The following is a 2,946-nucleotide window of genomic DNA, read 5'->3' as shown; positions in this document are numbered from 1 at the left end:
CCTTGCCCTCCAGGACCTGGCGGGCCGACTCGACGACGGCCGCGCGGTCGGTGGTCTTGGTCAGGCCACCCAAAGCGGGGGCGGTCTCTGCGGGGCTGCTGTCGGTGGCCGGCCCCGCGCCGTGGACGTAGGTGATGGTGGCCAGGTCCGTGCTGTCGTGGCGCGGGCCGGTCGGCATCTCGGTCATGCTGGTCCTTCTCCTTCGGGAGGAAGCGGGGCCCGGCGGCGACTGTGGAAGGGAGGCGCCGGGCCCCGCGCTTTCGGGGGAGGGCAGATCAGGAGACGGGGTCAACCGTCCAGTTCCAGGGCTCGCCGTCCGCCGCGGCTCGTTCCGCGGCGTCGGACAGGGAGCGGGCGAGGGAGCAGATGGCGGGCTTGGTGCGCGGGGTGCGCGAGACCTTGAGGAGCTGGATGCAGAGCTCGGCGGCCTCGGCGGCCGGGAAGGCCAGGTCGACCGGCGCCCGCAGCTGCTCGACGAGCGGGGCGACCGACTTGCGGTCGACGTAGGAGACGGAGTTCTCGACGTACGGGACCAACTCGGCGAGCGACTTCACCGGGTGGCGGTCCTGGCCGAAGAAGTCCGCGCCGTGCGAGACGACCACGTGCGGCTCCGCGTCGCGGATGGCTGCCTTGCGCGTCATCGTCAGGCTCCGATCGCGGGGGTGTCGGTGTCGCCGTCGACGAGCTTCAGCTTCCGCTCGGCGATGACCATGTCCCGCAGCCGCCGCGCGTCGTCCCGACGGATCCCGACACGCTTCGAAAGTCCGGCGGCGGAGATCGGGTTGCCCTCCGCGACCAGCTCGGCGGCGGCCCGCAGCCCCTGCGGCAGGAGCGCCTTCAACTCCTCGTCGGAACGGCCCGGCCGGGTGTTCCCGCCAGCGTTCCCAGTGGCGTTCCCGGAAGCCTTCTCGCTGCCTTTATCGCTGGCGTTTTTGCTAGCACCCTCAGAGCCGTACACCCCAATTCCCGCAAGGGCTGTAGCGCCCTCAGAGGGCCGCTGGAGAGCCGGGAGCGGGACGGTCGGACCGAGGCTCGGGATGCCCTCGGACAGGCGGTGCGGGAGCGGGTTGTAGAGGCTGGCGAGCATCCCCGCACGGACCAGCTCCGGGCGGACGTGCTCACCCAGCTCGAAGGCGGCGCCGAGGGCGACCCGGGCGTTGGTGGCGTCGGCATAGACCTGGGCGGACAGGCCCGGCTCCGCGCCCCGCTTGATCCGCCACGCGGTCGCGAACGCCTCTTCCTCAGAGACTGCCTCGAAGGGCAGGGCCGACAGGAGCCGGTCCGCCTCGGCGGCGATGTCCTTGTGGTGCTTGCGCCGGTTCTTCAGGTGCTTCCTTCGGGCCTTCTCCTGGCGCCGCTGCTCCTTGGTCTTGCCGTGCGAGCCGTGGGTCTTCATGTCCCACAGGTAGATCGCGACGATCGACGACCCGGCGAAGACCCAGGCGACCCAGGTGTGCTCGGGCAGGGCCTCGGTCCAGTGCCAGTACTGCACAGCGGCGGCGAGGAACGCGGTCGTCCAGGTGGCGACCCGGTACTTGCCCGCCGGCCGCCCGGCGTCCTCGGCCTGCTTGCCCATGAAGGTCAGCGCCCAGGCGGTGCCCTCCAGCATCGCCGAGAGCAGCGCGGCCAGGAGGACGAACACCCCGGCCCCGGCCAGCGAGACGACCTGCGAGATAACGGCGGGGACGATCGAGCAGACCATCACGAAGCCCACGAACGCGGTGACCGGGTTGGCGGTGAGCCAGCCGGTCAGCTTCGCGAACTTCGCACGGCGGGTCGCGCGCTTGCGGTCCTTCTCCTGCTGGCGGGCCCGGCGGTCGGCCTGCTCCTGGCGGCGCTTGGCCTCGGCGTCCTTGCGGGCCTGCTCGCGCTTCGCCTCGTCGTCCGCCCGCTTCTGCTCGGCGGCGATCTCCTTGGCCTTGAGCTGGGCCTCAATCTTCAGGCGCATGTCTTCGCGGTCCTGTGCGCGCTCGGCGGCCTGGTCGGCGCGGCGCTCCTCGCGATAGCTCATCGGGTACCTCCAGCGGCCGGGGTGGCGAGTCCGGACAGCACGTTGGCCATCTCGGTGCGGAGTCGGGGCGAGACGGGGCGGACGCGGGCGTGGCGGGCGAAGGAGTCGCCGCCGGCCGCCGTCGCGCGGGCCACCATCTCGGTGATGACACTGACCAGGGCGGCGACCCCGGCAATCACGCCGAGGGTCATCTCCAGCACGATCAGCAGGAACAGGGCGAGGTGGGCGAGGGAGCGCTTCATGCCGACACCGCCTTCGGGAACGTCACCCGGGCCCGGCGGCGGGACAGCACGCGGACGTTCTGGGTGAGACTGCGGTAGTGCAGGGCGTTCTCGGCGTCGACCTCGGAGCCGGAGGGGTCGGTGACCTCCTCGACGAACTCCGCGAAGTCCTCCAGGTCGGCGGGACCGGGAACGAAGACCTTCGGGGCCGGCGCCTTGGCGGCGGGCTCGAAGCCCATCGCAACCTCGGCAAACTCGGCGGCGGTAACGATCCTCTGACCAGCGACGATGGTGTTCATGTGGGTCGTGTTCCTCTCGTAGGACGGCCCTCAAGCGGCCCTGACCGGCCGCTAGTGGCCCCGGATTCGCCCTGCTTGGCGAGCCGGGGCCGCGCCTGTTTCTGGACATGGCTGTGACCCGGAATCCGTAGACATGCCGGGCCCTTCGCCGCCCTTCCCTGAACTAGTTCTGAGGGGCGACGTGATGATTAAGACACCGTCCGCAGCCGATGTCAACAGAACTAGTTCTGACATCGTTTCGTGCTTCCATTCGGCCGCGTGGCGAAGGTATGGTCATCCCCGTTGGGCACGTAGAACTAGTTCTGTCAGACTGTGCCTGAGCAACCAGAGAGAGGAAGTCACCGAGTGGAGGAGAGCAAGGTCCCGAAGGTGCAGCGGCTCGCCGCTGAGCTTCGAGACAAGATTCGTAGGGGGG

At 70.1% G+C, this 2,946-nt stretch carries 5 protein-coding genes; all 5 read right to left on the bottom strand.

Translation table 11 applies throughout. The features are described from left to right. Positions 1-187, bottom strand: a 187-nt coding sequence (locus tag B072_RS44680; RefSeq protein WP_043245235.1) for a hypothetical protein, incomplete at its 3' end; no start/stop codon positions are given. Positions 188-275: 88 nt separating this feature from the next. Further along, a complete protein-coding gene (locus B072_RS0132955) occupies positions 276-641 on the bottom strand; it encodes a hypothetical protein (RefSeq protein WP_018534242.1) in 366 nt (121 codons plus the stop codon). Positions 642-643: 2 nt separating this feature from the next. Further along, on the bottom strand, positions 644-2,011 hold the full coding sequence (locus tag B072_RS0132950) for a DUF2637 domain-containing protein (protein ID WP_018534241.1): 1,368 nt from the start codon (positions 2,009-2,011) through the stop codon (positions 644-646). Then, entirely contained in the window at positions 2,008-2,253 is a 246-nt protein-coding gene (locus tag B072_RS0132945) for a hypothetical protein (RefSeq protein WP_018534240.1), read from the bottom strand. Before B072_RS0132945 ends, B072_RS0132950 begins: the two co-directional genes overlap by 4 nt. Further along, positions 2,250-2,531, bottom strand: a complete 282-nt coding sequence (locus B072_RS0132940; RefSeq protein ID WP_158689277.1) for a hypothetical protein — start codon at positions 2,529-2,531, stop codon at positions 2,250-2,252. The genes B072_RS0132945 and B072_RS0132940 overlap by 4 nt, the downstream gene beginning before the upstream one ends. Between the last annotated feature and the right edge of the window lie 415 nt (positions 2,532-2,946).

It is taken from the genome of Streptomyces sp. HmicA12 (assembly GCF_000373565.1).
Lineage (GTDB): Bacteria > Actinomycetota > Actinomycetes > Streptomycetales > Streptomycetaceae > Streptomyces.
Note: the sequence above shows the minus strand (reverse complement) of the source record. Positions and strands in the feature narration are given on the sequence as shown.